The organism is Geodermatophilus obscurus DSM 43160 (genome assembly GCF_000025345.1).
Classification (GTDB): domain Bacteria; phylum Actinomycetota; class Actinomycetes; order Mycobacteriales; family Geodermatophilaceae; genus Geodermatophilus; species Geodermatophilus obscurus.
In genome coordinates, this window is record NC_013757.1 from 2,557,704 (window position 1) to 2,582,128 (window position 24,425).

General features: G+C 75.2%; 23 protein-coding genes. 14 read left to right on the forward strand and 9 right to left on the reverse strand.

Going from position 1 to position 24,425, the window contains the following annotated elements; genetic code table 11:
- Positions 1–43: 43 nt before the first annotated feature.
- From GOBS_RS12040 to GOBS_RS25440, 4 genes are all read right to left on the reverse strand, one after another.
- Positions 44–1,078, reverse strand: a complete 1,035-nt coding sequence (locus GOBS_RS12040) for an NAD-dependent epimerase/dehydratase family protein (protein WP_012948567.1) — start codon at positions 1,076–1,078, stop codon at positions 44–46.
- Positions 1,075–3,660: an alpha/beta fold hydrolase gene (locus GOBS_RS12045; RefSeq protein ID WP_012948568.1), complete on the reverse strand. Its 2,586-nt coding sequence runs from the start codon at positions 3,658–3,660 to the stop codon at positions 1,075–1,077. Before GOBS_RS12045 ends, GOBS_RS12040 begins: the two co-directional genes overlap by 4 nt.
- Entirely contained in the window at positions 3,657–4,682 is a 1,026-nt protein-coding gene (locus GOBS_RS12050) for a 3-oxoacyl-ACP synthase III (protein WP_012948569.1), read from the reverse strand. The genes GOBS_RS12045 and GOBS_RS12050 overlap by 4 nt, the downstream gene beginning before the upstream one ends.
- A gap of 166 nt (positions 4,683–4,848) precedes the next feature.
- On the reverse strand, positions 4,849–6,087 hold the full coding sequence (locus GOBS_RS25440; protein ID WP_012948570.1) for a coiled-coil domain-containing protein: 1,239 nt from the start codon (positions 6,085–6,087) through the stop codon (positions 4,849–4,851).
- 311 nt (positions 6,088–6,398) lie between these two features.
- On the opposite strand from GOBS_RS25440, the gene GOBS_RS29340 reads away from it, so the two are divergent.
- The 4 genes from GOBS_RS29340 to GOBS_RS12075 all read left to right on the forward strand — a co-directional run bounded on the left by GOBS_RS29340 (position 6,399) and on the right by GOBS_RS12075 (position 9,848).
- Positions 6,399–6,659 carry an endonuclease domain-containing protein gene (locus GOBS_RS29340; RefSeq protein ID WP_012948571.1) on the forward strand — a complete coding sequence of 87 codons (261 nt, stop codon included), beginning with the start codon at positions 6,399–6,401 and terminating at the stop codon, positions 6,657–6,659.
- A gap of 141 nt (positions 6,660–6,800) precedes the next feature.
- A complete protein-coding gene (locus tag GOBS_RS12065; protein ID WP_012948572.1) occupies positions 6,801–7,829 on the forward strand; it encodes a site-specific integrase in 1,029 nt (342 codons plus the stop codon).
- A 44-nt stretch (positions 7,830–7,873) separates the two neighbouring features.
- On the forward strand, positions 7,874–8,698 hold the full coding sequence (locus GOBS_RS12070; protein WP_049788239.1) for an alpha/beta hydrolase: 825 nt from the start codon (positions 7,874–7,876) through the stop codon (positions 8,696–8,698).
- Positions 8,699–9,002: 304 nt separating this feature from the next.
- The gene (locus GOBS_RS12075) at positions 9,003–9,848 is read left to right on the forward strand and encodes a class I SAM-dependent methyltransferase (RefSeq protein WP_012948574.1); all 846 of its coding nucleotides are present in this window, start codon (positions 9,003–9,005) and stop codon (positions 9,846–9,848) included.
- A gap of 40 nt (positions 9,849–9,888) precedes the next feature.
- Here GOBS_RS12075 and GOBS_RS12080 read toward each other — a convergent pair whose 3' ends face one another.
- Positions 9,889–10,629, reverse strand: coding sequence for an ANTAR domain-containing protein (locus GOBS_RS12080; RefSeq protein ID WP_012948575.1), 741 nt, complete (start codon positions 10,627–10,629; stop codon positions 9,889–9,891).
- A gap of 261 nt (positions 10,630–10,890) precedes the next feature.
- Between GOBS_RS12080 and GOBS_RS12085 the strand changes: the two genes are divergently transcribed.
- The gene (locus GOBS_RS12085) at positions 10,891–11,625 is read left to right on the forward strand and encodes an HpcH/HpaI aldolase family protein (protein WP_041241458.1); all 735 of its coding nucleotides are present in this window, start codon (positions 10,891–10,893) and stop codon (positions 11,623–11,625) included.
- Between the two features lie 97 nt (positions 11,626–11,722).
- A complete protein-coding gene (gene serA, locus GOBS_RS12090) occupies positions 11,723–12,931 on the forward strand; it encodes a phosphoglycerate dehydrogenase (RefSeq protein WP_012948577.1) in 1,209 nt (402 codons plus the stop codon).
- 69 nt (positions 12,932–13,000) lie between these two features.
- Here the strand turns inward: serA and GOBS_RS12095 are convergent, their stop codons facing one another.
- The 3 genes from GOBS_RS12095 to GOBS_RS12105 are packed head-to-tail and all read right to left on the reverse strand — an operon-like array spanning position 13,001 to position 14,879.
- Positions 13,001–13,369, reverse strand: a complete 369-nt coding sequence (locus GOBS_RS12095; RefSeq protein WP_012948578.1) for a carboxymuconolactone decarboxylase family protein — start codon at positions 13,367–13,369, stop codon at positions 13,001–13,003.
- A complete protein-coding gene (locus tag GOBS_RS12100; RefSeq protein WP_012948579.1) occupies positions 13,366–13,593 on the reverse strand; it encodes a hypothetical protein in 228 nt (75 codons plus the stop codon). The genes GOBS_RS12095 and GOBS_RS12100 overlap by 4 nt, the downstream gene beginning before the upstream one ends.
- Positions 13,590–14,879 carry a glycerophosphodiester phosphodiesterase gene (locus GOBS_RS12105; protein ID WP_012948580.1) on the reverse strand — a complete coding sequence of 430 codons (1,290 nt, stop codon included), beginning with the start codon at positions 14,877–14,879 and terminating at the stop codon, positions 13,590–13,592. Before GOBS_RS12105 ends, GOBS_RS12100 begins: the two co-directional genes overlap by 4 nt.
- A 170-nt stretch (positions 14,880–15,049) precedes the next feature.
- Here GOBS_RS12105 and GOBS_RS12110 point away from each other — a divergent pair, with 170 nt between their 5' ends.
- The 6 genes from GOBS_RS12110 to GOBS_RS12135 all read left to right on the forward strand — a co-directional run bounded on the left by GOBS_RS12110 (position 15,050) and on the right by GOBS_RS12135 (position 22,414).
- The gene (locus GOBS_RS12110; protein WP_012948581.1) at positions 15,050–16,243 is read left to right on the forward strand and encodes an amidohydrolase family protein; all 1,194 of its coding nucleotides are present in this window, start codon (positions 15,050–15,052) and stop codon (positions 16,241–16,243) included.
- A gap of 69 nt (positions 16,244–16,312) precedes the next feature.
- A complete protein-coding gene (locus GOBS_RS12115; protein ID WP_012948582.1) occupies positions 16,313–17,884 on the forward strand; it encodes a GNAT family N-acetyltransferase in 1,572 nt (523 codons plus the stop codon).
- Between the two features lie 792 nt (positions 17,885–18,676).
- A complete protein-coding gene (locus GOBS_RS12120; protein WP_166487363.1) occupies positions 18,677–19,612 on the forward strand; it encodes an ABC transporter substrate-binding protein in 936 nt (311 codons plus the stop codon).
- Between the two features lie 331 nt (positions 19,613–19,943).
- Complete coding sequence (locus GOBS_RS12125; RefSeq protein ID WP_012948584.1) at positions 19,944–20,801, forward strand: ABC transporter permease; 858 nt, start codon at positions 19,944–19,946, stop codon at positions 20,799–20,801.
- Positions 20,798–21,574, forward strand: a complete 777-nt coding sequence (locus GOBS_RS12130) for an ABC transporter permease (protein WP_012948585.1) — start codon at positions 20,798–20,800, stop codon at positions 21,572–21,574. Before GOBS_RS12125 ends, GOBS_RS12130 begins: the two co-directional genes overlap by 4 nt.
- Positions 21,575–21,622: 48 nt before the next feature.
- Entirely contained in the window at positions 21,623–22,414 is a 792-nt protein-coding gene (locus GOBS_RS12135; protein WP_012948586.1) for an ABC transporter ATP-binding protein, read from the forward strand.
- 27 nt (positions 22,415–22,441) lie between these two features.
- Here GOBS_RS12135 and GOBS_RS12140 read toward each other — a convergent pair whose 3' ends face one another.
- The gene (locus GOBS_RS12140) at positions 22,442–23,305 is read right to left on the reverse strand and encodes a sigma-70 family RNA polymerase sigma factor (protein ID WP_012948587.1); all 864 of its coding nucleotides are present in this window, start codon (positions 23,303–23,305) and stop codon (positions 22,442–22,444) included.
- Positions 23,306–23,377: 72 nt separating this feature from the next.
- Here GOBS_RS12140 and GOBS_RS12145 point away from each other — a divergent pair, with 72 nt between their 5' ends.
- Together GOBS_RS12145 and GOBS_RS12150 are read left to right on the forward strand one after the other, a co-directional pair.
- Entirely contained in the window at positions 23,378–23,722 is a 345-nt protein-coding gene (locus GOBS_RS12145) for a VOC family protein (RefSeq protein WP_012948588.1), read from the forward strand.
- Between the two features lie 263 nt (positions 23,723–23,985).
- Positions 23,986–24,258: a hypothetical protein gene (locus GOBS_RS12150; RefSeq protein WP_012948589.1), complete on the forward strand. Its 273-nt coding sequence runs from the start codon at positions 23,986–23,988 to the stop codon at positions 24,256–24,258.
- The last annotated feature ends 167 nt before the right edge of the window (positions 24,259–24,425 follow it).

Here is a 24,425-nt window from a genome sequence, read left to right on the forward strand (position 1 = left end):
GGGCTGCTCGTCCTGCGGCGACGACCACGGGACCCCGGATCGCTCAGGGTGCCGGCGCCGCCGGTGAAGGGGTGGGTGGCCGCTGGGCGGGGGCGGTGTCCGCCGACCTCGGAGTACGGAGGTACCAGGTGCGCAGACGGGAGAACCCCTCGTCCAGGCCCACCCGGGGACGCCACCCGAGAGCCGTCCGCGTCCGGCGCTGGTCGAACCAGTGCGCGGTCGCCAGCTGCTCGGCCAGGAAGCGGGTGATCGGGGGGACCTGCCGGCGGCCGGTCACCGCCCAGATGCCCTCGACGGCGGCGCCCACCGCGTAGGCGGCACCGAAGGGCACCCGACGGCGCGGCACGGGGACCCCGGCGGCCCGGCACAGCCGGCCGAGGACCTCCGCGACCGGGCGCGGCTCCCCGTTCGAGACGACCAGGGCCTCGCCGTGCACCGGTCCGCACGCGTCCACGGCGGCGACCAGGGCCGCGGCGGCGTTGTCGACGTAGGTGGTGTCGATGAGCGCCGCGCCCGACCCGATCACCGGCAGCCGCCCGGCCCGCGCCCGCTCGACGATGCGGCCGACGAGCTGGGTGTCGCCCGGGCCCCACACCAGGTGGGGGCGGACGGCCAGCACGGCCAGCGAGGGGGAGTCCGCGGCCAGCACGTCGAGCTCGGCCATCGCCTTGGAGCGGGCGTACCGGCCGCGGGCGCGCGCCGGGTCGGCGGGGCCGGCGCCGACCCCGGCGAGCGCCGTCCCGGCGTGGGCCACCGACGGGGACGAGACGTGCACCAGCCGGCCGACGTCCGCGGTCCGGCAGGCGTCGACGACGGTCCGGGTGCCGTCGACGTTGGCGGTGACGTACTCGGCCCACGGGCCGGTCACGTCGACCTTCGCGGCCAGGTGCAGCACGGCGTCCTGGCCGCGGACGGCGCGACCGACGACGGCCGGGTCCGCGACGTCCCCCAGCACCTCCGCGCACGGCAGGCCGGACGGACGACGCTGCAGCACCGTCACCTCGTCGCCGCGCTCGAGCAGCCCGGTGGCCGTCGCCCGGCCCAGCATCCCGCTCGCCCCGGTGACCAGCACCCTCACGGCCGCGGAGCCCGCGCGCCGGCCAGCACCCGTGCGGCCCGGCGGGCGACCTCGCCGCGGTCGACCTTCGACTGGTGCCGGATGTCCACCGGCAGCGCGGAGGTGGTCAGCACCGCGGCCACGTCGACGCCGGCGGCCGCGCGGACGGCGTCGGCCAGGTCCGGGCCGGCCAGGCCCAGGCGCTGCCGGCGACGCCCGGAGGAGCCCTCGGACGGCACGACGACCAGCACGACGACCTGCGTCCCGGGCGGGCCGATGCCGACCGCCGCGGCAGCGGTCACGCCGTCGACCCGCTCGACCCGCTGCTCGATCCCGACGGGGGTCACCGGGCCGGAGGCCGTGGCGATGACGTGCTGGAGCCGCCCCTCGATCCACAGCCGGCCGTCGGGGTCGAGGTGCCCGACGTCGCCGGTGCGGTGGAAGCCGGGGTCCCGGGACGCCGCCCGCTCCAGCGCCCACAGCGCGTCGTACCGGTCCTTGACGTGCGCCGCCCGCACGCAGACCTCGCCCACCACGCCGGGACGGTCGGTGAGCGGGCCGTCGGCGGTGCCCTCGGGGGACAGCGGGCTGACCCGCACGGTGACGCCCGGCAACGGCGCACCCACGCACACCCCCTCGCCCTCACCGGCGGCCTCGATGCCGGCCAGGGAGACGTCGGTGACAGGCAGGACCTCCGTCATCCCGTAGGGGGTGTGCGCGTCGGCGGCGGGCAGGGCCTCCCGCAGCGAGCGCAGCAGCGACGCCGGGACGGGCGCGCCGGCGGACATCAGCAGCCGGACCCGGGCCAGTGCCCGCCGCTGCCCGGACGAGAGGTCCCCGGCGGTGGCTCCGACGCGCCGCAGCGCCGCGGGCGAGGCGAACACCACGGTCGCGTCGACGGCGGCCGCGGCGTCGGCGAGCGCCGCCGCGGTGAGCGACCCGGGTGCGGTCACGTCGACGTCCGGCACCGCCGACCCGATGCCCAGGGCCGGCCCGAGGATCGCGAACGGCGCGAACGCCGCCACCAGCCGGTCGTCGGCGGTGAGGCCGTAGGTGGAGCGCACCAGGTCGAGCTGGGCGGCGGCCTGGCGGTGCGTGTACACGACGCCCTTGGCCGGTCCGGTGGCGCCGGAGGTGAACAGCACGGCGCAGTCGTCGTCCACCGGGCCCTCCGCGGGCACCGGTGCCGACCGGCCGCGGGCCTCCAGCTCGTCGAGCGTGGCGGCGGCGCCGAGCGCGCGCAGCGCGGCCCGGCCCGCCCGGCCGGCCGCGAAGCGGGAGCCGGGCAGGCCCATCAGCCGGGCCGCGGCCAGGCCCGGACGGCTGCCGATCACGGCGTCGACCGACGCGCTGCGCAGGGCGCGGCGCATGCCGCCGAGGCCGAGGCCCTTGTCGGCCACGACGACGGTGGCACCGGCGCGCCACACGGCGTAGACCGCGGTGGTGAGGTCGGCCGAGGGCTCCACGAGCAGCGCGACGCGGTGCCCGGGGCGCACGCCGGAGGCGGCCAGCCCGGCGGCGAGGTTCCGCACCCGCCGGGCCAGCGCCGACCAGGACACCGTCGTGCCGCCGACCTCGACCACGGCCGGGGCGTCGTCGCCGGACCGCTCGTCCAGGGCCGTCCACAGCCGGCGTGCGGCGTGGCCCGCCGGGCGGTCCGGCGGCTCGGTGGTGCCGGTCCCGAGGTCGGTCACCCACTGCGCCACCGCCTCGGCGTACCGGGGGGCGTCCTCGGGGAGCAGGTGGGACGCGCCCTCGTAGCGGTGCAGCCGGGCCTGCGGCAGGCGGCTGCGCAGGTCGGCCAGGTAGCGCTCGCCGAAGACCGGGTCGCGCGGCCCCCACAGCAGCAGCGCCGGGACGTCGAGGGTGCGGATGCCCTCGGCGATCGCTTCCTGCGCCGGGCGGGACGGGTGACCGGGGGAGAAGGGGATGTCGGCGACGAAGTCGCCCACGGACCGTCGTCGCGCCGGCGAGCGGTAGGGGGCGGCGAAGGCGCTCCGGACGCCGGCCGGCAGCGCGGGCCGTGACAGCGCCGTGGTCGCCCGCACGAAGACCGGGGTGCCGACGGTGACCGTGGCCCGCACACCGGGCGCGGAGGCCATCCGGATGAGTGCCGGGCCGAGGTCGCCCTCGGGCATGGCGACGGCGGTGTTGGCGAGGACGACGCCCCGCAGGTCCTGCCGGTGCGCCAGCGCCCAGCCCAGCGAGAGAACACCGCCCCAGTCGTGCCCGACCGTGACCACCGGCCCGGTCACGCCGAGCGCCGCGGTGAGGTCGCCGAGGTCGGCGACGCGCTGGCGCAGCGGCCGGGGCCCGGGCAGCCGGTCGGAGAAGCCCATGCCGAGGTGGTCGGGTGCGACGACCCGCCAGCCGGGCGGGGCCGCCGCGAGCAGCCGCCGCCACAGGTAGGACCAGGTGGGGTTGCCGTGGACGCACAGCAGCGTGCCGACCGGGTCCGGGACGCCGTTGTCCAGGACGTGCCAGGTGTGCTTCACGCCGGTGGAGTCGGCGACGGCGACGAGGCGGGACCACGCGGGGTCCAGGCCGGGCAGCGCCGGCGGGAGGCGCGCCGCTTCCTCCGCCGTCGTGTCGGGAGCCGTCACCAGGCGAGCTCGAGGCAGGAGACGTTGAGGCCCGAGCCGATGCCCATGAGGAGCACCCGGTCGCCGTCGACCAGCGAGTCCTGCTCGCCGGCCAGCGTGTAGGGGACCGACGCCGGGCCCAGGTTGCCCCGGGTCGGGAACGTCGTGGGCACCAGCGCCGGGTCGATGGAGAACCGGTCGCACATCGCCTGGGTGTGCACCTTGGAGACCTGGTGGACGATGTAGCGGCTCATGCCGCCGGCCCAGTCGACCTCCGCCGCGGCGTCGGCCCACATGTCCTCGGACAGGGCGAGCCCCGCGTCGAGGAGCCCCTTGAGGTCGGTGCGCATCAGGTCGTTGTCGCCGACGCACAGCTCGTGGTGCTCGGTGCCCGCGCGGCTCACCGACGCGACCAGGCGGTGCCCCTCCGGGTGCCGGTCGGCCCGGCCCAGCACCATCGCGGCGGCGCCGGAGCCCAGGGTGAGGGTGGCGAACTGCGCGATCACGTCCTTGGAGCCGGTCCCCGGCTGGTTGAGCCGGTCGAGGGTGCGCTCCTGGACCGGCTGGGCGTCCTCGCCGTTGACGACCAGGGCGTGCTCGACCAGCCCGGCGTCGATCATGGCGGCCGCCAGCTCCATGCCGTTGACGAAGCCCAGGCAGGCGTTCGTGACGTCGAAGTTCTGGCACGACCGCGGCAGGCCGAGCGCGTGGTGGACGGCGACCGCCGTCGAGGGCTCGAGCCACCTGCGGCTGACCGAGGTGTTGATCATGACGCCGATCCCGGCCGGGTCGACCCCGCTCTCGCTGATCGCCTTGGCGCCGGCCTCGGCGGCGCCGTCGACGAACGTGACGCCCTCGCCCCACCAGCGGCGCTCCCGGATGCCGGCGAGCCGCTCGAGCAGGCCGGGCCGCAGCCCCACCCGCCGGTAGGTGTCGGCGAGCGCGTCGTCGAGCGCGTCGGAGGTGACGACCCGCGTGGCGTCGGTCGTCTGCAGTGCCAGGACGGCCGTGTTGCCGAACCTGTGTGTGGCGTTACCGCTCATGTCTGGAGTCCAGTCCTCGGAAGGGTCGACTCCTTGCCGCGCCGCCCTCGGTGAAGACACGTACTACCCGACCGGCCCGACGCCATGCCGCCCGGCCCCTCGCTCGGGCCCCCGGTCCCGGCCACCGCCTCGTGTCCACCGGCGCGGATCGGAGCGCCTCCCGAGGTCAGCGCCGCGGTCGGGCGCGGAGCGACGCCAGCTCGGCGGTCAGCGCGCCGACCCGCTCGCTCGCGTCGCGCGCCGTCGCCTCGGCACCTGTCGCCCGGCGGTCGGCGTCCTCCGCGCGCTGGACGGCCCGGGCCGCGTCGGTGAGGGCCTCGAGGCGGGCCTGCTCGGCGACCGCCGCCCGGCCGGTCGCGGTGTCCGCCAGGGTCCGCGCGTCCTGCTCCGCGCGCCGGGCTGCGTCCCGTTCCCGCTCGGCGTCGCGGGCCTGCTCCCGCGCGGCGGCCGCAGCGGCCCGTGCCTCGTCCCGGGCGGCGACGGCCTCGTCGCGCTGCTCCGTCCGGGCCGCCACGGCCTCGGTGAGGGTGCGCTCGGTGACGCTCCACTGCGCGCGGGCCTCCACGAGGGCGTCGTGCTCGCGGGCGGCCTCCTCGCGGGCGCGCCGCTCGGCCCGGCGCGCGGCTCCGGCGTCGGTCTCGGCTGCCCGGCGGTGCACCTCCGCGTCGGCAGCCCGGGTCAGGGCGGCGGTGCGTTCCTCCCCGGCCCGGTCGCGCCCGGCCTCCGCCTCCCGGCGGGCGGTCTCGGCCGCCTCGCGCGCCTCCTCGGCGAGCCCGGTGCGGTGCGCCGCCTCGGCCCGGGCCTGCGCGATCCGCTGCTCGGCGTCGGCCCGGGCCTCGGCGATCCGCTGCTCGGCGTCGGCCCGGGCCTCGGCGATCCGCTGCTCGGCGTCGGCCCGAGCGGCCGCGGCGTCCCGCCCGGCGGCCTGCCGTGCCTCCTCGGCCTCCGCGCGGAGCTGCTCGGCCAGCCGGGTCTCCTCCTCGGCCCGCAGCCGGGCGGCCTGCGCGGCGTCGACGTCGGACCTGGCCTGCGCGAGCCGGGCCTCCACGGTCGTCTCGTCCCGGTACTCGTCCAGCGCCTCGACGGCCGCGGTGAGCAGGGCGGCCTGCGCCTCGGCCGCGACGGCGGCGTCCCGGGTCGCCGCGGCCCACCGGCCCACCAGCTGCCGGACCCGGCCCTCCGGCGGCAGGTCCTCGCCCAGCGCCCCGGCCGTGGCCACGACGTGGGTGGACCGCTGCCCGGACACCCGGGCCCGCGCCCGGCGCGCCGACTCCGGGTTGTGGTCGGGGCGGACGCAGAACTTGGGGGAGGGGCCGCTCCGCCCGGGGGTCCGCGGCCGCGGCGGAGCCGGGCAGCCCGGGAAGGCGCAGCGGCCGTCGTCCTGGGTCCCGTCCGCCGCCGTCATGCTCGCTGACCATAGTCGAATGCCCGGCCCGTGCATTCATCTATCCGGTCGATTGCAGATTTCGCCCACAGATGACTTCGTAGATAGGGTGCTTATCGGTAGTGATCGACCGGCACGGGGATGAGGCGAGCAGTGGGCGCGACAGGATCAAACACACCTGCGGCCAACCTCGAGGCACATGGCGGACCTGCCCGCGCACCCTTGCTGTCGTAGCCGAGAGCGAGCGGAGATGGGAGCAGCGCAACCGGCACACTCGCCGCAACTCAGACCTCAAGCGCCGCTACGGCGTCGCCGCTGCCACACACGACCGGATGCGCGAGGACCAGGGATACCGCTGCGCATCGTGTCGAGCCCACGAAGGGGACCTGCCGCTGCTCACCACTGGGCGCCCCCGGCGCGATGGCTCACCCGCGGTCAACACGGTCGAGTTGGTGGTCGACCACTGCCACACCTCGGGGCTCACGCGCAGTCTGATCTGCCACCGGTGCAACGTCCTGGTCGGTCACACGGAGAACAACGCCGACCTCCTCGCACTGGCCGCGGAGTACGTGCGCCAGTGGAAGTGCTGCTGATGAGCGAACCGACGCCGGGAGTGGGGTGCCGGTTGCCGACCCGAACGATCATGATGCAGGCACTCGAGGCGACATCCCCGTGATCGGCTCGGAGGACAACAACCACGAATCGTGCTCCTGGACGCCAGCAGGAGGACCTCCGTGACCTCTCGGACTGGCCCGCACGACGACGTCGCGGAGACCGCAGTCGTCCCGCAGCCGTTGGGCGACGAAGGGCTGCTGTCGCCCGTCGAACTGGCCCTCGTGGGCAACTACCTCGCCTCGGCGCAGGCCGAGAACACCCGGAAGTCCTACGCACGCGACATGCGGGCGTGGGCGGCCTGGTGCGCCGGCCGGTCGCTGTCCTCCGTGCTGCCCGCCGACCCGCTGACCGTCGCCGCGTGGCTGGCCACGATGGCCGACGAGGGCCGCGGCACCAGCTACATCGCCCGCCGGCTGGCGGCGCTCAACGACGCCCACCGCAGCGCCGGCCACCTGCCGCCCGGCGACAGCGAGGGCGTCCGGCGCACCATGGCCGGGATCCGCCGCACGGCCGCCCGCGCCGGCCACCGGCCGCGGCGGGCCCGTGCGGTGGACACCGCGACCGTGCGGGCGCTGGTCGAGGACCTCCCCCCGACCCTCGGCGGAACGCGCGACCGCTGCCTGATCCTGGTGGGCTACGCGCTGGGTCTGCGGGCCTCGGACCTGTGCGCGCTGCGGATCGAGGACCTGACCCCGGCCGGGCACGGCGGCCTCGACGTCCTGGTCCGCTTCTCCAAGACCGACCAGGACGGCGCGGGGGAGACCCTCGCCCTGGCCGAGGGCGTCCGCGAGGTCACCTGCCCCGTCCGCGCCGTCCGTGCCTGGCTCGCCGCGCTGGCCGAGCAGGGCGTCACCTCCGGCCCCCTGTTCCGGTCGGTGGGGAAGGGGCGCACCCAGCGGCTCGGGACGACCGCGCTGACCACCCGCAGCGTCGACCTCGTGCTGGAGCGCGCCGCCGGACGCGCCGGGGTCTCCACCACGGGCCTGTCGCCGCACTCGCTGCGTCGTGGCTTCGCCACCACGGCCTACGCCCAGGGCGTGTCTGAGAAGGAGATCAGCCGGACCGGGCGGTGGAAGTCCCTGGTCGTCCGCACCTACGACGCCTCCAGCCGCTGGGCCGACCCCGCCTCCGGCTCCCTGGGGCTCTGACCGGCCGGCGGCGGGAGCAGCGGCGCGGCGACGACCATGGGGCCGTGGCGCGCGTGCTGAGGACGGCGGTGGCCGTCGTCGTCCTGTTGGCTGTGCTGGTGGGTCTGCTGTGGGCGTTCCAGCGGCGCCTGGTCTACCTGCCGGCCGGCGGTCCGGTGCCGGCCGCCGCCGACGCCGTCCCCGGGGGCCGGGACGTCGAGCTGACCACCGCCGACGGCCTGACCCTGGGCGCCTGGTTCGTCCCCGGCCCCACGGCCGACGCCCCCGCCGTCCTCGTGGCCAACGGCAACGGCGGGCACCGCGGGATGCGTGCGCCGCTCGCGCGGGCCCTGTCGGCGGCCGGGCTCGCGGTGCTGCTGTTCGACTACCGCGGCTACGGCGGGAACCCCGGCAGCCCCAGCGAGGAGGGCCTGGCCCTGGACGTCCGGGCGGCGCGCAGCCACCTGCTGGAGGAGGCCGGCGTCCCCGAGGAGCGGCTCGTCTACTACGGCGAGAGCCTGGGCTGCGCCGTCGTCACCGAGCTCGCCGTCGACCACCCCCCGGCCGGCCTGCTGCTCCGGTCGCCGTTCGTCGACCTGGCCGCCGTCGGCGAGGTGCACTACCCGTTCCTCCCGGTCCGGTCGCTGCTGCGCGACCGGTACCCGGTCGCCGCGCAGGTCGCCGAGGTGCGGGCGCCCACCACGGTCGTCTACGGCACCGCCGACGCGATCGTGCCCCCCGAGCAGAGCCGGCAGGTGGCCGACGCCGCGGCGCAGCTGCACCGCCGGATCGAGGTCCCCGGCGCCGGTCACAACGACGCCGTCCTGCTCGACGGCGGGGCCCTGGTGGACGCCGTCGTCGAGCTCGCCACCGCGACCCCCGGGCCGTGAGCGGGTCCGCCGGCCCGACCGGTGCCGACCCGCCGTCGGCAGGCCGCCCCGCCCGGATCCTGGGAGGCTGTCGACGGACCGCGGGCGGGTCGCGGAACACGCGGCGAGCCGCCCCGACCGTCCCTGTGCGGTGGCGCACGCAGGGTCGGGTCCTCCGTGGAGGCCGTCACGACGGGAGCCGAGGGTGCTGGGTCGAGTCCGTCGGGCACTTCGGGTACGAGCACGCGGAGCCGTCGATCCGCGTCGGCCGGACGGGCGTGCAGCACCCGGGCAGGACGCCCTCGTCGCCGAGCTGGGGGACCTCGTGGCGCGGGCACGTGCGGACCTGGAGGCCCTCGTCCGCGAGCACGGCAGGGACGTCGAGGAGATGCTGCACCGGCAGGCCGAGCGGGTGATCGCGGCCGTGCGCGAGGCCGAGATGCGCGAGCGCCGCGACATCCGGGCCGCCGGTGAGCGGGCGGCCGTCCTGGCCAGCGCGCGGTTCGCGCAGGAGCGGATGCCGGACGCCTCGCTGTTCGCGGACGCGCCGGAGACCCTGGAGCACGCCCTCCGGCTGGCGCCCGACGACGGGATGGCGCTGGAGTTCGGCGTCTACACCGGTGGCACGCTGACGGTCATCGCGCAGGCCCGCGACGGCAGGGACGTGTACGGGTTCGACTCCTTCACGGGCCTGCCCGAGAGCTGGCGCTCGCGCTACCCGGCCGGCGCCTTCGAGGTCGACGCCGTGCCGACGATCCCGGGCGCCGAGCTGGTCGTCGGCCTGTTCGAGGACACGCTGGCGGGGTTCCTCGCCGACCACCCCGGGCCCGTGGCCTTCCTGCACCTCGACGCCGACCTGTACTCCTCGACCAGGACGGTGCTCGACCACGTCGGCCCGAGGCTCCGTCCCGGCACCGTCATCCTGTTCGACGAGTACTTCAACTACGCCGGCTGGGAGGAGCACGAGCACCGCGCCTGGTCGGAGTTCGTGGCCGCCAGCGGGATCGGCTTCCGCTACGAGGGCTACACCCACGACGACGAGCAGGTGGTCGTCCGGGTGACCGAACTCCCGGCCGGCACGGCTCCCGGTCAGGACCGTGGGTCCGGGTCGGCGGAGCCGTCGTCGGCTGCTGCGACGCCGGGTGGCGACGTCGCGACGGGGGAGCGGTGACCGGACGGGGGCGTGGTCCCCGGGTCGCCGTCGTCGGCACTCAGCGGTCGCTGTCGGCGTCCTCCCGCAACTCCTCGGGGTCGATCCGGCGGGCGACCAGGTCCGCGGCGAGGTCGTCGGCGGTCCGGTCGGTGGCATAGGCGTGGGCGCGCAGCAACCCGAGCGCGTCCGGGAAGGGCACGTGGAGGGCGGCCATGACCAGGCCCACGGCCGTCCAGAGCCGGCTGCGGCGGCGCGCGGCGGGGGTCCGGACCCAGACCGGCTCCTCGACGGCGGGCCAGGGGGACCAGTCGCCGGCCGGCCCGAGGCGCTCGGCGACCAGGCCGGCGACGAGCCTGGCCTGGAAGACGTCGATCATGGCCGCGCCGTCGGGGTCGGTGGAGAACAGGTCCATGCCCGCGACGCCCCTCAGCGGGTCCGGCAGGCACAGGGCCAGCACGCTGCGCAGCGGCGTCCGGGTGACCAGCAGGTCGTGGAAGATCGGCCACCGGCGTGCCATCGACCCCTCGGTGGCGAACACCGGGTAGCGGGTCTCGGCGGCCAGCAGGCACGGGCCCGCACCTGCGGTGAACTGCAGGGACTCCGCCAGCGACGCGACCGCGGAGCTCGCCGCCAGGGGCGTCCGGAGGTCCGGGCCCCGGTGGATGCTCAACCCGACGCCGTCGACGGGCAGCACGGCGGCGGCAGCCCGGGCCAGCCGGTCCGGCAGCAGGTCCGGGTCGCCGGACCGGGCGGTGGACTCGGCGTCCAGCGCCTCCGCGAAGCGACTGGTGGTGTCCACGGCCGGCCCCCCGAGGCCGCCCTCGCGACGCTGAGCCCAGCGGCGGCGGCCCTGTTGTCAGGTGCGGGATCCGTGCCCGCATCCGGTCGCTGCAAACGCCCGGACGGCCCACCCCGGTCGACCGGAGTCCGCGTCCCGACCGGCCCCTTCCCCGCGGGGTGCGCAGCCTCGGTCGCGCGTGCCAGGGTCCCCGAGCAGGATCGTCCCGGGCGGCGGCCGGCGTCGCCGGGGCGGCGAGCCGGAGGAGGGGTGGGTCCGGGGATGGCGACCAGCGAGGTGGACCTGCGGCGGCGGTGGTCCGAAGGCCGGCCGTGCCACGGCCTGTGGAGCCAGCTGCCGGGCGCGGTGACCGGTGAGGTGCTGGCACGCACCGGCGCGGACTTCGTCGTCGTCGACCTGCAGCACGGTGCGACGGCCGAGGCCGACCTGCCGGGCGTCGCGGCGGCGATCACCGCGGCGGGCTCGGTGCCGCTCGTCCGGACCCGCAGCCCCGCCTTCGCCGACGTGGGGCGACCGCTCGACCTGGGTGCCCGCGGCGTGATCGTGCCCAACGTCCGGGACGCCGACCACGCCCGGGAGGTCGTCGCCGCCTGCCGGTACGCCCCTGCCGGGGGGCGGTCGATCGGACGGCTCTCCGGCGGAGCCGACCAGCCGCTGGTCATCGTGATGGTGGAGGCCGCGACCGCGCTCGACGACCTCGACGCCGTCCTCGCCGTCGAGGGACTGGACGGCGTGTACGTCGGTCCGGGCGACCTCTCCCTGTCGTTGCAGCTGACCGGTGAGGAACGCCGGGAGGAGCTGCGCGCCGTGCTGTCCTCGATCGTCGCCCGGGCCGGCGCCGCGGGCGTGCCCGTCGGCGTCCACGCCCGCAGCGGCGAGGAGGCCGCCGGCCACGCCGCCGAGGGCGCGACCATCGTCACGGTCGCCGTCGACGCCGTCGTCCTCGGCGAGGCCGCGACGCACCACCTCGGCGTCGCCCGCGGCCGCTCCGGCTGACCGCCGGCCACCCCGGTCGCCGGCGCCTCCCCGCCGCGACGGGATACTCCTCCCGACGTGGTCCGCCGGTGACCCGCGGTCGAGGAGGTCCCTGAGCGTGCCGAGAGCCCTGCTGCTGGAGAACATCGACCCGGTGGCGGCCGACCTGCTCGGCTCGGCCGGCTTCGAGACCGAGTCGCTGCGGGGAGCGCTGGACGAGGCCGACCTGGTCGCTGCACTCGACGGCGTCGACGTGCTGGGCATCCGGTCGAAGACCCAGGTGACCGCGGAGGTCCTGCGCCGCCGTCCCGGCCTGGCGGCGGTGGGGGCCTTCTGCATCGGCACCAACCAGATCGACCTCGGGACGGCGGCCGGCTACGGGGTGGCGGTGTTCAACGCGCCCTACTCCAACACCCGCAGCGTGGTGGAGATGGCCATCGCGGAGATCATCATCCTGGCCCGTCGGCTGGTCGACCGGGACCGCGCGCTGCACGCCGGGACCTGGGACAAGTCGGCGGCCGGCAGCCACGAGATCCGCGGGCGGACCCTCGGCATCGTCGGCTACGGCAACATCGGCAGCCAGCTCTCGGTGCTCGCCGAGGCGCTGGGCATGCGGGTGCTGTTCTACGACCTCGAGGACAAGCTCGCGCTGGGCAACGCGGAGGCCTGCGGCAGCCTCGAGGAGCTGCTCGAGCGGGCGGAGACCGTGACGCTGCACGTCGACGGGCGCGCCGGCAACGCGGGCCTGTTCGGCGCCGAGCAGTTCGCCCGGATGCGCCGGCGCAGCCTGTTCCTCAACCTCTCGCGCGGGTTCGTCGTCGACCACGAGGCACTGCGCGACCACGTCCTCAGCGGCCACATCGCCGGGGCCGCGGTCGACGTGTTCCCGGAGGAGCCGCGGGAGCAGGGTGACGCGTTCGGCTCCGTGCTGCGCGGCCTGCCCAACGTCATCCTCACGCCGCACGTCGGTGGGTCGACCCAGGAGGCCCAGCACGACATCGGGCGGTTCGTGGCCGGCAAGCTCGTCGACTACACCGGCTCCGGGACCACGACGCTGAGCGTCAACCTGCCCACCGTGGCCCTGCACGGGTCGTCCGCGGCCCGCTTCGCGCTGCTGCACCGCAACGTGCCCGGCGTCCTCGCCCGCGCCGACGCGCTGGTCGGCGAGCACGGCCTCAACGTGGACGGCCAGGTGCTGGCCACCCGCGGTGAGCTGGGGTACGCGGTCACCGACGTCGGCGCGGCGCTGCCCCCTGACCTGCTGGCGGCGCTGCAGGCGCTCCCGGAGACCGTCCGCCTGACGACCTTCGGGCACCGGACCGGCTGACCTCGCGGCCACGGGTCCGCCCCGGGTCCGCACCCCGCGCGCTCCCGGGCCCGACGAGGCGGCCGCCGGTCAGCCCTGCCGGGTGTCGGTCCGTCCTGCTCGCTCGGCGAACTCCCGGTAGGCGGCGAAGGCGCGCGGGCCGTACACGGTGGCCGGTCCGCCGTTCATGGCGATGGTGACGCCGAGTGCTTCGGCGACCTCCGCCTCGGTCGCGCCGGTGCGGGCGGCGCCGCGGGCGTGCGACGCGATGCACCCGTCGCACTGCTTGCTGACCGCGATGGCCAGCGCGATCAGCTCCTTGGTCTTCTCGTCTAGGGCGCCCGCGGCGTAGGCGGCGGTGTGCATCTGGCGGTAGCCGTCGTAGACCTCGGGGATGGCGCGACGCAGCGCGCGCGAGGGTTCGCGGAGTTCGTCCTGGACGCCGTGGCCGTAGCTCATGACGGGATGGTGCCAGCCGCCGTCCCGCCGGGCTCGGTCCCCTCGGTGCACCGGGCGTCGCGGTCGGCCTCGGCGGCGCGGACGGCCTCGTCGCGGCTGGCGAACGGCCCGGCGGTGCGGCCGTCGGCCCGGCACGTCCACCGGTAGCCCTCGGGAGTCTGCTCGATGAGGTAGCCCTCCGGGTCGGACGGCCCGTGGCCCGGGCGTTCCCACGGGTCGGTCATGTGAGCACCACGTCCTTGAAGCGCACCCCGGCGAACGCGCCGCCGAGGTGGACGACGGGCACGGGGCGGTGACCGGCGTCCGCGACGGTCACGGTCCCGTCGACGTCGCCGGCGCGGGTGAAGAGGAGGCCCGAACCGGTGACGGTGATCCGGAGCGGCACGTAGCTGCCCGTCGCCGGCGCCGTCGCCCCCGTCGAGGAGGCCAGCGGAGTGGCGACTCCCTCGACGACCCGCTGGATGTCCAGGCTGCCGTCCCCGCGCAGCAGGAACAGGTAGCCGTCGGCGCCGGGCGACCGGTCGGACGACGGCCGGTACGGGTGGTCGTCGGTGCTCAGGAAGACGAACGCGCAGCTCGCGCGGCCGTTTGAGCAGGTCTCGTCCAGGCGGAGGACGAGGCGCAGCGTGAACGCGGCCGGGTCCGGCGGTGCCAGGAAACCCATGAGCGTGGAGGTGGCGGTGCCGGAGACGTCGAAGCCCCAGGAACCGTCGTCCGCGTGGAACCGGCCGCGGCCGGTGTCCGGCAGCATCCCGGGTAGCCAGACCTGACGGGCGAACAGGTCCGAGGTGCGCCGCGCCGCGTCCCCCGCGATGTAGACCGGGTCGTCGGAGAAGATCGCGTCCACGCCGTCGGCGACGAGGACGTCCCGCAGGTGTCGGCGGTTCACCGTGTGACAGGCCACCTCGATCCCCACGGCGTGCGCTCGTGCGCACACCGTCGGGGTCACGGAGCCCACCTCCGGACCGATCCAGCCGATGCCCTCGGCGGCGGCCCGGTCGACGTCGGTGCTCCCCAGCCAGATGACGTCCCACCCCCGCGAGCGCGCCAGCCGGCAGTCGGCCAGCGCGTAGGACTGCAGCAGGACGGACGCCGGGCTGATCCCGCGTCGGTCCAGTGCGTCGATCATCGGCCCCATCGCGTCGCTGCTCTTGGCCTCGGCGCAGAGGAGGACGCGGTTGCCGAACTCGGTGAGCACCTCCTCGAACAGCGGAGGGCGCAGCCCGTCGGGCCACCCTCCGCCGAGGGTGGCCGAGGCGTCGATGTCGAGCTGCTTCCAGGACACCGACGTGTGGTCGGCGACGTTGCCGCTGGAGGTGGTCATGCGGTCCACGGTGCCGTCGTGCATGACGCCGAGGCCGCCGTCGGCGAGCGTGCCGACGTCCTGCTCGATGACCGGCAGACCCTGGCCCACCGCCACCCGGTAGCCCTCCAACGTGTGCTCGGGCACCTGCATGGCCCCTCCGCGGTGGGCGATGACGAACGGCCGGCTCAGGTGGGCGAAGTCCACGGGGTGATCCTGAGGCCCCGACCGCGCGGATTGCGGCCGAGCGGCCGCCCGGCTTCGACCTCGTCCTCGTCCTGCCCGCCCGACCACGCGGCGGACCGGGACCGCGTCGGTGAGCCGGTTCCCCGGCAGCCGTGCCGTGGTACCGGAGGCTCGGGAGAGGGGAGGCGGCGATGGCGCCGGACGACGTCCTGATCCGGGGAGCCAAGCTCTTCGACGGGCACGGCTTCCACCCCCCCGGCTGCCTGCTCGTGCGGCAGGGGCGCGTCGCTGCGCTCGCCGAGCGGCTGACCCCTCCCGCGGAGGTACCGGTCGTGGAGGCCCGTGGGGACACCGTGCTGCCCGGCCTGATCGACGCCCACGTGCACGTCTCTCCCGGCGACCTGCAGGTGGCGTTGCAGGCGGGGGTCACCACGGAGGTGGACATGTTCGGCGACCCCGGCCTCATCGGGTCGCTGCGGCAGCAGGCGTCGTCCGACCCCGGCACGGCCGATCTGCGCTCGGCCGGCACCGGTGCCACCGCTCCAGGCGGGCACCCGACCCGGCTGGTCGAGCGTGGGCTGTTGGCGCCTTTCCCCACGGTGGCCGGCCCGGAAGCGGCTGAGGGCTTCGTCGCGGCTCGGGTCGCCGAGGGTTCCTCGTTCCTCAAGGTGGTCCTGGAGGACGGCACGACGTCCGGGCACCCGTGCCCCGCCCTGACCGCCGACACCGTGCTGGCGCTGGTGGACGCGGCGCACGCACGCGATCTCCTCGTGGTCGCCCACGTCCTCACGCAGGCGCACGCGCTCGTCGCCGTCGGCGCGGGCGTCGACGGGCTGGCCCACCTGTTCCTGGACGAGCCGCCTGCGCCGCGGTTCCTCGACGCCGTCGCGCAGCGCGACGTGTTCGTGATCCCGACGCTCACCTCGCTCGCTGCCCGCGCAGGCCACGACCGAGGACGGGCCCTGGCCGCCGATCCCCACCTCGGTCCGCTCCTGGACCCGCGCCGGCGTGCCGTCCTGGAGACGGACTTCCCCGCCGCGCCGGGCGCCCGGGCCGACCTGGGGCACGCGATGGACACCGTCGACGCGCTGCACCGGGCAGGCCGGCGGATCCTGGCCGGCACCGATGCGTCCAGCCCGGGCACCGCCCACGGTGCCAGCCTGCACGACGAGCTCTCCCTGCTGGTGCAGGCCGGCCTGTCCCCGGCCGCGGCCCTGACCGCAGCGACCAGTGCTCCGGCCACCGCACTCGGCCTCCCCGACCGAGGAGCGCTCACCCCGGGGATGCGCGCCGACCTCGTGCTCGTCCACGGCGACCCCGAGCTCGACATCACCCGGACCCGGGACGTCGCGCAGGTCTGGCGCGCGGGCCACCGAGCGACCTGAGCGCCGGCCGCCCTCGCCGCCACGTCCGGGGCGGCGTCCGCCCGGCTGTCCCCGTGCCAGGGTGGCGCCATGACCGTGGAACGGACGGTCCGGCTGCAGTTCGAGGAGTCGGCGCGGACGGCCGGGACCCACAGCAACCTCTCGGCCGTCCGCAGCGACGGCGCCGTCCTCTGGGTCGCCGGCGACGAGACCGCGACGATCGAGCGGCTGGTCGCCGACGCCCCGGACGAGCCGCACCGCTACGCGCAGCAGACCGGTTTCCGCCTCGCCGACCTCGTGGAGCTGCCGGCCACCGATGACGACGAGGACGAGGCCGACATCGAAGGCCTGGCCCGGCACGGCCGCTTCCTGTGGGCGGTCGGGTCGCACAGCCTGCGCCGCAAGCAGATCAAGGCCCGGCACAGCGGCGCCGAGGCCCTGCGCCGGCTGGCCGCGGTCACCGGCCAGCCCAACCCCCAGCTCCTCGTCCGCTTGCCGGTCGGCGTGGTGGACGGCCTGCCGACCGTCGTGCGCGAGCTGGAGGAGGACGGGGTGCGGCACCGCGCCGCATCGTTCGGCCTGCACGGCCCCGACCTGCGGGAGGTCCTGGCCGACGACGAGCACCTGGGCCCGTTCCTGCCGCTGCCGGGCAAGGACAACGGACTGGACGTCGAGGGCATCGCCGTCGCCGGGCCGCGGGTGTACCTGGGCCTGCGCGGGCCGGTGCTGCGCGGCTGGGCCGTGGTGCTGGAGCTGCGCCCCGAGGTCGACCCCGACACCCCCGAGCGGCTGCGCCTGACCGCGTTCGACGACGGCCGCCCGTACCGCAAGCACGTCCTGCGGCTGCGCGGCCTCGGGATCCGAGACCTCTGCCCGCACGGCGACGACCTGCTCGTGCTGGCCGGGCCGACGATGGACCTCGACGGGCCGGTGCACGTCTTCCGCTGGCACGGGACACTGCAGGCGGACACACCGCAGGTGGTCCGCGGCGACCTGCTCACGCGAGAGCTCGACCTGCCCTACGGTGAGGGACACGACCACGCCGAGGGCATCGGAGTGCTCGGTCCGGCCGACAGCCCGCGCCTGCTGGTCGTCTACGACAGCCCGTCCCCGGCGCGGCTGACCGACGACGGGAGCGTCCTCGCCGACGTGGTCCGGCTGCCGGGTGCGCCGGGCGGGTCCGCACCCGACACGGCGTCGCCGGACGTGCACCTGCGGGAGATCACCGACGACAACCGCGAGGCGGTCCGCGCGCTGCGCGTCCGAGGTCGCCAGAAGCGGTTCGTCGCCTCGGTGTCCTGCTCGCTGCGGGACGCCGCCGAGACGCCGAAGGCGAGACCGTGGTACCGGGCGGTGTACCGCGGCGACGAGCCGGTCGGCTTCGTGATGCTCTCCTGGAAGCCGCGGAGCGGCCAATACCGGGGGCGCCACTTCCTGTGGCGGCTGTTGATCGACAAGCGCCACCAAGGACGCGGGATCGGCCGAGCGGTGCTGACGCAGATCGTCGACCTGGTGCGAGCCGACGGCGGTACCGAGCTGGTGACCAGCTACGAGCCCGGCGAGGGCGGACCGTGGCCCTTCTACGAGCGGTTCGGCTTCCGGCCGACCGGTGACGAGGACGACGGCGAGATCGTCCTGCGGCTCCCACTGTCCGCACCCTGATCTCATCCGGGCCCTCCCCGTCCCCGGGCTGACGGTCCAGCAGTCGACGTGCCACCCCGGTGTCACGAGAGCCTGGTGCGCCTCTCCACGGCAACGCCCCGGGTCCCCGACCGGCAGGGTCCCGGGCGATGCGGTGTCGGCGGCAGACCGGGCATCGAGATCCTCGGCGAGCCCCTGCTGCACACCGCTGGAGGGTCGTCGACGCCTAGTTCATCCGGTCGGGGGAGTGCGCTCGCGCCCTGTCACGCACGACCATGAACTCCGCGATGGACCGGCGTACAGAGCCCATCCACCACGAGCGGTGCCTGCGTTGGGTGACCGACGGGATCGAAGGGTGGCCGTGAGTGACTACCGATGTGCGGCCCTCCTGGCAGCCGTGCCACACCCGCCGCCGTGACGGCGGAGCACCGCCGTCCGGCCGTCACGGCCTCCCGTCCTCCCGGTCGACGACGACGCCCACAGGGCGGAGGCGCGCCGCGTTCCGCCCGGAGGTGCCTCCATGGGGACAAGGGCGTCCCCCGACACCGACGTTGCCGCCACCGGCCGGGGACCCGACCGCTCCCGCGTGACCGTGCAGTCCTCCACGGACCCGGACGCCGTACGGGACCGGGTGTCCGTCCGCGCGACACGTCGCCCGTCATCGGCACCACGATCACCAGCTCCCAGTCGTGGGTGCTGGCCCATGCCTCCGCAGGCGAGTGAGTCCTGCGAGACCGAGAGGAGACGTCATTGATGCACGCGCCAGAGGAAGGGCACCACCGTCCGCGGTCGACGCGTCGCCGACTCGCCGGGATGACGCTCGGTTGCGTCGCGACCCTCGTGCTCGCCGCCTGCGGCTCGTCTGAGGCCGCTGGCGGCACCGCCGGGGAGAGCGGAGGCCCGACCCAGCTCACCGTCGGCTACTTCCCGCTCGTACACACCGCCACGGCCGTGCACGCGCAGGACGCGGGCCTGTTCGAGGAGCGGGGCCTGCAGGTGGAGCTCGAGCAGACGGCGGGCGGAGCTCAGGCGATCCCCTCCCTGATGGCCGGCGAGAACGACATCATCTTCAGCAACTACACCTCCGCGGTGCTGGCGGCTCAGCAGGGCCTGCCCATCCGGATCATCGCCGGCAACGACGTGGGCGCCGACGACCACGCGATCATGGTCAACGAGGACTCGTCGTTCCAGGAGCCTGCGAACCTGGCGGGTGCCCGCATCGCGGTCAACAACCTGAAGAACATCGGCACCGTCGCGGTCAACGCGGTGCTCGAGGACGCCGGCGTGGACATCTCGACGATCGAGTTCGTCGAGCTGCCGCTCCCGGACATGCAGGGCGCCCTCGATGCCGGCAACGTGGACGCCATCTGGCAGGTCGAGCCGTTCCAGGCCTCCGCCCTGGCCAACGGCGACCGGGTGCTGTTCAAGCTCTTCAGCGGCCCGGTGGACGACATGCCGGTGGGCGGGTGGATCACCACCGAGCAGTTCGTGCAGGAGCAGCCGGAGGCTGTCGAGGCATTCCGGCAGGCGCTCGCTGCATCGGTCGAAGAACTCCAGGGCAACCGGGAGCGGCTCGTGGAGCTGGTGCCCACGTACAGCCAGGTGCCCGCTGAGGTGGTGCAGCAGGTGGCGCTGCCCGAGTGGGACGCCGAGCCGAACCCGGAGCAGCTGCGCAAGATGTCCGACCTCATGCTGGAGTACGAGATCATCAGCGAGGAGTTCGACGTCTCAAAGATCATCGTCGAGTAGCGGACGGCCGCCCGTCCCGAGGGACGACCCCGTGGCCGATCACGGAGCCGTCCCCCGGGACAGGGACCCCGCCGTCTGCACGACGGCACCGCAGCGTCATCGGTCGACGACTCGCACGGAGGGCAGCAGGGCGCCCCGTTCCGGCGCGGTGCCCGGTACCGGATCACCGGGGTCGGACGACCGATCGCGGAGCCTCGACCCGAGCACCCATCTCCCACCCTGGAGTCCTCATGCGCCGTACTCCCCCCACCGCCCTCGTGGCACCCGTGCCGCTGGCCAGCGGTCCCGGCCGTCGGCTGGGCGAGGTGCCCGCGCCGGGCGGGCCCGGCTCATGACCGCGTCGGACACGCGTGCGGCCGAGCTGCTGGAGCCGGCCCGTCCGGGCGCCGTGGACCCCACGGCGCCGGGTGGGTCCAGGGGCACCAGCCCGTTGGCTCTGGGCGCACTCGGTCTGCTGGCGCTGCTCGTCCTCGGCGAGGTGCTGCCGCGGATGGGCCTGGTGCCTCGGCGGTTCTTCCCGACCTCCTCCGAGATCGCCTCGGCCCTCGCGGGGGAGTTGGCCGAGGTCGCCTTCTGGACGGCGCTGCTCGACACCCTCCAGGGGTGGGCGCTCGGCCTGGCCATCGCCTCGGTCGCCGGCATCGTGTCGGGCATCGTCATCGGGAGCTCACACCTGCTCCGCCAGCTGACCGCATCGACCATCGAGTTCCTCCGGCCGATCCCCTCGGTCGCCCTCATCCCCCTGGCCGCGCTGCTCTTCGGCACGGCCATCGAGAGCAAGCTGATGCTGGTGGTGTACGCCGCCTTCTGGCAGGTGCTGATCCAGGTCCTCTACGGGGTGCAGGACGTGGACCCGGTCGCGCAGGACACGGCGCGGGCCTACCGGTTCAGCGCATGGGCGCGCATCCGGTACGTCACCTGGCCCACGGCGCTACCGTACGTGATAACCGGCCTGCGGCTGGCCGCGGCCGTGGCTCTCATCCTGGCCGTCACCGCCGAGCTCGTCATCGGCAACCCGGGCCTCGGTTCGCGGCTGGCGGTCGCGCAGAGCAGCGGGGCGGTCGCGACGTCGTACGCCCTGGTGGTGGTCACGGGACTGCTCGGTGTGGTCGTCAACCTCGGCGCCCGGTTCGCCGAGCGCCGGGCGCTGGCCTGGCATCCGTCTCAGCGGGGAGGGGTGGCGGCGTGACACCCGTCCTGCGACGCGTAGGCTTCGCCCTGGGCCTGCCCGCCGTGCTCCTGACGCTGTGGTGGGTGCTCAGCGCCGACAGCACCGACTTCTACTTCCCGCCGCTCCCGCGCATCCTCGAGACACTCGTCCGCGAGTGGCTCGGCCCCCGGCTGACCGACGACGTCCTGCCCAGCCTCCTCCGGCTGGCAGCCGGCTTCTCCGTCGCGGCGGTGTCCGCGGTGACGCTCGGGATCCTCATCGGCACCTACCGGGGGCTGCGCGACTTCCTCGAGCCGGTGCTGGAGCTCACCCGCGCGATCCCGCCACCGGTGCTGGTGCCGATCTTCATCCTCGTGTTCGGCATCGACGACACCATGAAGGTGATCGTGATCGCGTTCGGGTGCGTGTGGCCGATCCTGCTCAACACCGCCGAGGGGGTCCGTGCCCTCGACGGTGTCCTCGATGACACGGCGCGGACGTACGGCATCACCGGGGCTGCTCGGCTACGGCACCTGGTCCTGCCCGGGGCCGCCCCGCAGATCTTCGCCGGCCTCCGGCAGGCGCTGTCGCTGGCCATCATCCTGATGGTGATCAGCGAGCTCTTCGCGGCGACCAACGGCCTGGGGTTCGCGATCGTGCAGGCGCAGCGCAGCTTCGCCATCCCCGAGATGTGGGCCGGCATGTTGGTGCTGGGCCTGATCGGCTTCCTCCTCTCCCTCGTCTTCCGCGCGATCGAGAACCGGTGTCTGGCCTGGTACCACGGCCTCCGCCGCGCGCAACGACAGTCCTGACAGGCCCCGGCAGCCGTCGCCACCGTCTCCACAGGAAGGGTCCACCCCATGCTCGAGGTCACCGGCCTCAAGAAGGTGTACGAGGGCAAGCAGCGCACGGTGGAAGCCGTCCGCGACCTCACCTTCACGCTCGACAAGGGCGAACTCGCCTGCCTCGTCGGCCCGTCGGGCTGCGGGAAGACGACGCTGCTCAAGATCGTCTCGGGGCTGCTCGAGCCCACCTCCGGTCAGGTCCTGCTGCAGGGGAAGCGCGTGCAGGGTCCGCCGCCGGGGATGTCGGTGGTCTTCCAGGAGTACGGCCGGAGCCTGTTCCCCTGGATGAGCGTGCGGGACAACGTCGAACTGCCCCTCAAGCAGAAGAAGGTCCCAGCGGCCCGCCGGCGGCAACTGGTCGACGACTCACTCTCCGCGGTGGGGCTCGGCGACGCATCCGCGGCGTATCCCTGGCAACTCTCCGGCGGGATGCAGCAGCGGGTGGCGATCGCACGGGCTGTCGCCTACGAGCCCCAGGTCCTCCTCATGGACGAGCCCTTCGCCGCAGTCGACGCTCAGACGCGGGCTGACCTCGAGGACCTCATCCGCGACCTGTGGCACCAGCTCCACGTGACCACGCTGTTCGTCACCCACGACATCGACGAGGCGGTCTACCTCGGACAGCGGGTCCTGATCCTGTCCGAGTCGCCCACGGTGATCCGCCGGGACATCCTCATCGACCTCCCGGATCGGCGCGATCAGCTGCACACCCGCTCCTCCCCGCGGTTCGCCGAACTGCGGGCACAGGTGTACGCCGAGATCCACCGCCCGAGGGAGGAACACCTGGCGGGACGACCGACGCCTTGAGCAAGGGCGGCACGGCGGCGCACTCGCCTACCGCTGCCTGAGGGGGTGCAGGTCCAGGCCCGACAGGGTCCCCGGGGCGGCGAGCAGGTCGATGGCAGTCACGACGCCGTCCTCGACGGTGAAGGCGAAGACCACCTGCGGCGTCCCCCTCAGCGACCACACCGCGCCCGGTACGCCGTCGACGAGCACCAGCCGCGCGGCCCGCGCCCGGCCGGAGAGGAACCGGGCGACCCCGGCCGCCCCGCGCACCTCGGCGGCGGCACCCATCCGCGCGGCGACGGCGTCGGACCGCAGCACCGCCTCGGGGTGGAGGAGCTCGAGCAGGGCGGAGAAGTCGCCGTCGCGCGATGCGTCGAGGAAGGCCGCGACCACCTCGCGGCGCCGCTCGGTGGCGTCGGGCAGCTCGGCCCCGCGCACCCGGCGCCGGGCCCGGCTGGCCAGCTGCCGGGCGGCGGCAGGGGAGCGGTCGACGATCGGCGCGATCTCGTCGAAGGGCACGTCGAACAGGTCGTGCAGGACGAAGGCCAGCCGCTCGGCGGGTGCGAGCTGGTCGAGGACCACGAGCAGCGCCAGGCCAACGGAGTCGGTGAGCACCGCCTCCTGGGCGGGGTCGGCGTTGGCGTGCAGGCGGGCCGGCAGCGCGTCGTCGTAGGGGTCCTCGCGGCGGTTGGCCCGGGCGCGGAGCTGGTTGAGCGCCACCCGGGCCACGACGGTCGTCAGCCAGCCGCCGAGGTCGGCCACCTCGTCGCTGCCGGCCCGGCTGACCCGGAGCCACGCCTCCTGGACGGCGTCCTCGGCCTCGGCGCGCGAGCCGAGCAGGCGGGAGGCCACGGCGGTCAGCCGGTGGCGGTGCTCCTCGAACTGCGCGGCGAGGACGTCGTTCCCGCTCATCTCGTCACATCCCTCGGTCGGCGGGTGTCACAGAGGTGGCAGACCCGAACCCGACGATCCGAGGAGCACATCATGACGACCGGGATCCGCACCGTCATCTACCCCGTGAGCGACCTGACCCGCGCGAAGACGCTGTTCGGCGCCCTGCTCGGTGCCGAACCGGTGGTGGACGCGCCGTACTACGCCCAGTTCGACGCCGACGGCCAGGCGATCGGCCTCGACCCGCACGGCCACCGGCACGGGCAGTCGGGTCCGGTCGCGTACTGGCACGTGGACGACGTCGCGACGAGCCTCGCCGCTCTCGTGCAGGCCGGCGCCGAGACGGTGCAGGACCCCACCGACGTCGGCGGCGGCCTCCTCGTCGCCCTGGCCAGGGACGGTGACGGCAACCTGATCGGCCTGCGCCAGGCGGGCTGAGCCGCCCATCGCAGGGTCCGGCGCGCGTGTACACCGCGGCCGGTGGAGGAGCAGTCGCCCCGGTGCTCGCCGGCGAGCTCCGCCACCGCTCCGCGAACGGGTGTGCGGGCGCCGGGCCGGGCACCCCGGTGCAGCTGCCCGCCGGGTGCCCGGTCCGTCGCACCCCGGGCCCATACTCGAACACGTGTTCGCACGATCGTGGCCGGCCCCGTCGCCGAGGAGGCCCGGGGTCGTCCGGTCGACCCGATGCCCAGGAGGCCCTGATGACCACTGTCCCGACGTCCCACCTGCCCGCAGGGGAGCCGGTCCTGACCACCGACGTGGTCGGCACGGACTTCGGCCTCCCCCTGGTCCGGCCGACCAGGACCAGGCAGGGGAGCCGGGTCCGGGTCGTGCGCTCGCCCGGCAAGGCGCACGGGGGAGTCGTCGTGTGGTTCACCGACGGCACCAAGACCCCGCCGCTCCACGGGCGCACGGCCTGGATCGTCGCCGAGGGCGAGCCGGAGGCGCACCCGCCTGCGCGCGTGGTGGCGTGACGTGGGACGCCCGTTCCGGCCCGCCCCGGGACCAGCCGACGCCCGCGCGGGCCAGTCGGGGCCAGGAGGCTGAGGCGCAGGGCTGAGGTCATCGACAGGACGGGCTCGCAACGAGCGCTGCGGGGCCCTCGTCTCCCTCGGACGGGAGGACCACGAGGGGACGTCGC

What these genes read in the sequence shown, in the direction of transcription:
- GOBS_RS25440 (WP_012948570.1), bottom strand. Translation starts at nt 6,087, where the DNA reads ATGACGGCGGCGGACGGGACCCAGGACGACGGCCGCTGCGCCTTCCCG.
- GOBS_RS12085 (WP_041241458.1), top strand. Translation starts at nt 10,891, where the DNA reads ATGGCGACCAGCGAGGTGGACCTGCGGCGGCGGTGGTCCGAAGGCCGG.
- GOBS_RS12100 (WP_012948579.1), bottom strand. Translation starts at nt 13,593, where the DNA reads ATGACCGACCCGTGGGAACGCCCGGGCCACGGGCCGTCCGACCCGGAG.
- GOBS_RS12120 (WP_166487363.1), top strand. Translation starts at nt 18,677, where the DNA reads ATGACGCTCGGTTGCGTCGCGACCCTCGTGCTCGCCGCCTGCGGCTCG.
- GOBS_RS12145 (WP_012948588.1), top strand. Translation starts at nt 23,378, where the DNA reads ATGACGACCGGGATCCGCACCGTCATCTACCCCGTGAGCGACCTGACC.
- GOBS_RS12140 (WP_012948587.1), bottom strand. Translation starts at nt 23,305, where the DNA reads ATGAGCGGGAACGACGTCCTCGCCGCGCAGTTCGAGGAGCACCGCCAC.
- GOBS_RS12125 (WP_012948584.1), top strand. Translation starts at nt 19,944, where the DNA reads ATGACCGCGTCGGACACGCGTGCGGCCGAGCTGCTGGAGCCGGCCCGT.
- GOBS_RS12115 (WP_012948582.1), top strand. Translation starts at nt 16,313, where the DNA reads ATGACCGTGGAACGGACGGTCCGGCTGCAGTTCGAGGAGTCGGCGCGG.
- GOBS_RS12110 (WP_012948581.1), top strand. Translation starts at nt 15,050, where the DNA reads ATGGCGCCGGACGACGTCCTGATCCGGGGAGCCAAGCTCTTCGACGGG.
- GOBS_RS29340 (WP_012948571.1), top strand. Translation starts at nt 6,399, where the DNA reads ATGCGCGAGGACCAGGGATACCGCTGCGCATCGTGTCGAGCCCACGAA.
- GOBS_RS12150 (WP_012948589.1), top strand. Translation starts at nt 23,986, where the DNA reads ATGACCACTGTCCCGACGTCCCACCTGCCCGCAGGGGAGCCGGTCCTG.
- GOBS_RS12095 (WP_012948578.1), bottom strand. Translation starts at nt 13,369, where the DNA reads ATGAGCTACGGCCACGGCGTCCAGGACGAACTCCGCGAACCCTCGCGC.
- GOBS_RS12050 (WP_012948569.1), bottom strand. Translation starts at nt 4,682, where the DNA reads ATGAGCGGTAACGCCACACACAGGTTCGGCAACACGGCCGTCCTGGCA.
- GOBS_RS12135 (WP_012948586.1), top strand. Translation starts at nt 21,623, where the DNA reads ATGCTCGAGGTCACCGGCCTCAAGAAGGTGTACGAGGGCAAGCAGCGC.